At 58.8% G+C, this 5,395-nt stretch carries 3 protein-coding genes; all 3 read left to right on the top strand.

The annotated features are described in order from the left end of the window. Nucleotides 1–396: 396 nt before the first annotated feature. The 3 genes from J3U88_RS33795 (at nucleotide 397) to J3U88_RS33785 (ending at nucleotide 4,994) form a co-directional block, all read left to right on the top strand. Nucleotides 397–1,095 carry a DUF6882 domain-containing protein gene (locus J3U88_RS33795; RefSeq protein WP_207863640.1) on the top strand — a complete coding sequence of 233 codons (699 nt, stop codon included), beginning with the start codon at nucleotides 397–399 and terminating at the stop codon, nucleotides 1,093–1,095. A gap of 1,058 nt (nucleotides 1,096–2,153) precedes the next feature. Then, the gene (locus J3U88_RS33790) at nucleotides 2,154–4,196 is read left to right on the top strand and encodes a hypothetical protein (protein WP_207860964.1); all 2,043 of its coding nucleotides are present in this window, start codon (nucleotides 2,154–2,156) and stop codon (nucleotides 4,194–4,196) included. Between the two features lie 399 nt (nucleotides 4,197–4,595). Continuing rightward, nucleotides 4,596–4,994, top strand: a complete 399-nt coding sequence (locus J3U88_RS33785; RefSeq protein ID WP_207860965.1) for a hypothetical protein — start codon at nucleotides 4,596–4,598, stop codon at nucleotides 4,992–4,994. The last annotated feature ends 401 nt before the right edge of the window (nucleotides 4,995–5,395 follow it).

Genomic DNA, 5,395 nt, shown 5'->3' with positions numbered 1-5,395 from the left:
CCGGTGCCCAACCATGGGCTGAAATCCGGCAAGGCTTCACCTTGCCAACGGTTTGCGCGCTTGCGTCTCCCTCGTTTTTAGCGTGTTCCGGAAGGATCGCGGGCTTTCCGCTCTTGCCCCTTCTATGGAATGTGGGGACCGACACCCGTGGGCATGTGGGGACCGACACCCCAAAATGCTCCTTAGCACGCAATCGCTTGCCGCGAACACCTCGAGATTGGCCGGACTACCCCCGGGCCCAACGACATTTCCCCTATTCCCTGCCTTCCACTGCCAAAACGCATCGCCGACGGGTTTTCGCCCGCCCCCCCAACCGGCGAAGGCAAGCAGACCGTTTGACTCGACGCGGCAATTGTGACAGGATTCTTTTTCAATTGATAACCCAAGGAGTTTCTCTTGTTCGACCAACTCTTCGAAAAACAACTCATGATCAGCTTATCGCGCCAAATGGCCCTCAATGACACCTTCGGCGACGGTTCCTGGCAGGTCGACATCCCCTCGGGTACGCTCGATATCGAAGGGCACGGGCAATTTCCCATGCAAGTGCTCGGCACCGAAAGCCACCAAAGCAACACCTGGCTATGGGCCTGGGCCAACGAGCAAAGCGACCTGCCCGCCGCCATTTTACGGGACGTCGAGGCCATCCTGGATTTCGGCCGGGAAAAAGGGATCGGCGAACTCACCACCCCCACCTTTGCCCTCGACACCATCGACGCTCACCAACTCGCGATCGTGTGCACCTCCCTCGCCCCCCAGAATTGTTACTACGTGTGCAGCTATGACGGCGGCGCCTTGTTCACCCTCATCGACCACGCCCCCGACAGCGTCAACCACGCCCCCCTCGAACGCATCAACACCGTGATCATGCACGCGATCCGCAATTACCCGATCCACCATCGCAACGCCTGCACGGCCTACCTAACCCAACAAGGCATGTTTCTCGAAGAAGCGGGCGATCTGTTAGCCGCCGAACGACCCGGCGAGGGCCGCCTTGAACTCACCTTCTCAAGCGACGGCCGCCTCGAAAACATCCAGGCGCACCTCGGCGGCGCCGACCCAACCCCGGCGACGAAACCCTGGTGGAAATTCTGGTAGCCTCCACCCCCGTCGCAACGGAACCGAGGCCCCAAAAACAAAAGAACGCATCTCGAATCGGTGATTCGGGATGCGTTCCGTCGCAAGCCTAGATCCCTGTTCGGGCAAGGAGAAACCGTCACGGGGGCGTGGGTCCCTCGTTTTCGTGATCGCCGATCATGTAAATCAGGTCGTCGAAAAGGAAGCCCTCACTCGGTTCGCGCACCACCTCGCGGTTAATCCCAATGGGTTGAAGGGACAGACCTGTGCAACTCGATGGGTTGAAGGGACAGACCTGTGCAACTCGATGGGTTGAAGGGACAGACACCCCAAAATACTCTCTACAGCATTGATGCTCATGGCTGGTTCCAACGCTGCCAGGTTGAAAAACCGCCGCGCATCCTTGACCCAGGTGGGGCCGACGCGCTTAGGAGCCATACGGCCGACGGGAAGACTGATGTTTCAAGAGTGATTTCACCGCCGGCCGGCATTGATTTTAGCGCGCCACCACCTGCGTCAAGGACCGCTCCGTGAAAAAATCGGCACCTCCCAACCGAGCAAGCTCGGTCGGGCCCCTCCAATTTTTCCCCTCCACTTGCGCTAGATTGACGCGGTTCGGCCTCCTGGAATCCTGATGTTTCACAATGAAGCAGGGTGACGGGCACGCAAACCTGGTGCCAAACCTGGGGACAGACACCCCAAATTGCCTGACTTTAAAGCGGAATGCATCGTGACTTCTTGTTGTCTGAGCTTTTGATCCCCGGGCGTTTCTCCTTTGCTGTCCCCAGCGACTCCTCACATCGCGTGAACCATCCGCTCCCCTCTCCCGACGAGGGTGGAACCGACCAAAGTGCAGGTGAAAATTGTGCGAAAAGCAACAGCGACGCTTTACGCGCCTGCCTGTTTTTGGTGAAATGAACTTATCCCTCTTGGCAAATTGACAGCCTCGGCGTTTTTACCCGCTTCTCCGCGAGCCGCGCCCCCTTTAAACCCGTCGATCCGGCACCTTGTCACAGTGTGACCGCGCACCTTGCCCACCACCCAAAACCGTGATCCGAACATCCCAGGGAGGTATCCCCATGCGTTTCGGCCTTTCCCTGCTCTTTTGCCTTGTTGCACCCCTCGTCGCCCAAGAAATCGTCATCAACCCACCTACACCCACGAACAACGGCCTGTTCGGCAACCGCACCGCATCCATCGCCGACCGGCTGTTCGTGACCGAATTGGGCAGCAACAACTTCACCGGCTCCGTTCATATCTACCGCGTTACCGGCGGACAACCCCAGTTTTTACAAACCTTGGACAACCCCGACGGCCAAGGCCGCAACTTTGGGTTCGCCCTGGACGCGGTCAGCACCGAGGCCGGTCTGTTCCTCGCCATTGGCGCGGCCTTTAACAATGTACCGGCCTCGCAAGGTCGCGGCGGCACGGTCCAGTCCGGCGAGGTTTTGATCTATTTTGATTCGGCCGCGGACATGGAGGACACCTTTACGCTGCTCTCCCGCTTGGATCTGCGCGAATTCAACCAAAGCGACATGGGTTTCGGTAATGCGCTCGACCTCGACCTGGTACCGGGCGGTTTTGAGCTGGCGGTCGGCGCCACGCGTTTTACCAACCCGAACTCGCAACTCCAGAGCGGGGCGGTCGCGATTTACACGTCAACCGACGCCACCACCTGGATGCGCGGTCAACTGATCCAACCGGACAACGTCACGGCGGGTGGGGAGTTCGGCCTACCCGTGGAACTTCAAGATTCACAGTTGTTTGTCGGCGCATCAAATGACTCGGTCGCCATGACCCAATCCGGTAGTTGTTACCTCTACACCCGATCCGCGCAAACCAAAAACCTCTTCCAAGAACAGGCCAAATTTCAAGCATCCGACGCCGATACCCTTCCCTTCGCCGCCTTTGGCGAAAATTTTACGCTTTTGCCCAACGGAACCCTGGTCATCGCCGCGCCGAGAACACCCGCCAACAACATCGTGCCGGGAAGGGTGTACGTGTTTAACGCGGAGGGGGCCCAGGGCGATGTCACGGAAACCCAGGCGATCAACCCAACCAATCCAGTTGACAACGGCTTCTTCGGCGTGGGTCTGACGTCCTCCCACGACAACCGTTTGTTCATCGGCGATCCATCCACGGTGCTCAACCAAAACAACAACGCGGGGTCGATCCTCGAATTTGGCTTGGAGGGCGGCACCTGGACCTTTGTCCAATCATTTACCCAAGGGGATCCGGCGGCGGAGGCCTTTTTTGGCGACACGATCAAATGGCTCCAAATCGGCGAACCCTTTTACCTCGCGGGTGGGGCACCGAGCCGCTCCAGCAAAGGGGCAGCGTTCTCGGGCCAAGTCTCCCTGTTTGAACAGGAAAGCGCCACGCCGATTTTCTCAGACGGCTTCGAGTCAGGAGATACCTCGGTCTGGTCGTCCAGCACACCCTTCGCCGACTTCGAGCTCGAGAAACAAGGCGAACTGCTTGCGGTCCTTCGCGGCGCGCGTTTCAAGGGCGCTTTCGGCATGCAGGTCGCGGGTAACGCGGGCACGGCCTTCGTGGAGAGCACCGGCGGCGATTCAGCCACGGATTTCCGCTGTCGCGTCCAGTTCAGCACCAACGATCTCGACCTGCCCATTAACAACCGTCTGCGCATTCTCGCGGCGGGTTCGCTTGAGAGCGGCAGGGTTCCCTGGCTGGCGGTCGAGCTTTATCGGGACGGACAGGGCACCAACCTCCAACTCCTCGCCCGCGAAGACAGCGCGCTGATGCGCATGTCGGATCCGATCACGCTCAGCGGTCCCTGGCACGGCGTCGAGGTCGCCCTCATTCCCGGTGATTCAAACGGATCGGTAAGTTTGCGCGTTAACAGCCAAACGGTGACGGTCGGTAGCTTGACCAACACGGGTGCCAACGTCGACTTCATGCGCATCGGCGTCATGCCCGCCTCCACCCCGGCAACCGAGACCATCACCGGTTCGGTGTATTTTGACGACTTTGCCGCGCAAGCGGGCGGCACCATCGGCAACGCCTGTCTCAACGACGCCGACTTCCGCACCCATGCCTCCGATTGGGACGGCGGTGACATTTTGTTCCTGGTCAGCCTGCTGAACCTGCCCTGTCAATAAACCCTGAAAAGGAAAAACGAAAAGGGCGGCACCCGCGCTGGGTGTCGTCTTTTTTATTGGGTTTTGCCGACACAAACCGACCGAGATTTGCTTCAATCAATCCCAAAGACACAACGAAGGAACGCCCGTGACGGATCGCATCTTTTTCTTTGGCAACCCTTGGCCGGGCGGCCACGCCATCATTGATTTCGCGTGGTCGGGACGACTCGACTCGGAAACCGGCCCTTTGGTTCGACCTCCACCTCGCCACCGAAGACTACGACGCTCAGGATGTTGCCGGGAACACCCCCTTTAACGATGAAGAGGAAGAAAAACTCTCTGATTGGGAAGGGCGAGCCGGTTGGTACAACACCCATTCCTGCACCCTTTCCTCCACGGAGTGGGGGACACGAGGGTTTTTTGGTTGGCACCCGCGAGCGCCCTTTTGACATCAATACCCTGTCGGAACAGCGTTATCGGGTCGGCCCTTTTGACCGTGTGTCCCCATCGGATGAGCCGCCCTTTCACATTTACCTGTTGGGCCATGACGCGGTGGGCGACATGCACATCCAGTTTGGGCCCCGTCACGAAGTCGACCGTTTCGGCCTGAGCTGGAAAGGTCGCATCGCGCGTTTCTACGCGGGTGAAAGGGATTTTCGTTATGGTTTTCGGGTCGAGATCAACTCATGCGCGTTTGAAGGGTTTGAGATCGAGGAATATCAGACGGACCAAGAAGCCTGGGCGCAATTCCGCCCTCTGGTCACCAACCCCGAGGCTTATGTTTTGAAAGACGGTATTTTTCTGCTTGAGGTGATGTAGGGACAGAGGTGATGCGGGGACAGGCATGTGTAAGCGTTTGATTCCCTTTGGCTTGCACCGGTGCGCCTTCAGCGCACTTCCCTTCTTTTGCCCCTTACCCATGGTTGGCCACCGGCTGCTTCGCTCCGCTGCCCAACCATGGGCTTAAATCCGGCAAGGCTTCACCTTGCCAACGGTTTGCGCGCTTGCGTCCCCTTGGTTCTTGGCGGTTTGCGAGAGGTGATGCGGGGACAGAGGTGATGCGGGGACGAGGTGATGCGGGGACAGGCATGTGTAAGGGTGATGCGGGGACAGGCATGTGTAAGAGTTTGATTCCCTTTGGCTTGCACCGGTGCGCCTTCAGCGCACTTCCCTTCTTTTGCCCCTTCCCCATGGTTGGCCACCGGCTGCTTCGCTCCGGT

This window comes from Acanthopleuribacter pedis (genome assembly GCF_017377855.1).
GTDB classification, from domain to species: domain Bacteria; phylum Acidobacteriota; class Holophagae; order Acanthopleuribacterales; family Acanthopleuribacteraceae; genus Acanthopleuribacter; species Acanthopleuribacter pedis.
This window is presented reverse-complemented; position numbering and strand designations above follow the sequence as displayed.

Bases quoted from the DNA above. Each gene is read 5' to 3' on its own strand.
- J3U88_RS33790 (WP_207860964.1), top strand. From the start codon at position 2,154: ATGCGTTTCGGCCTTTCCCTGCTCTTTTGCCTTGTTGCACCCCTCGTC.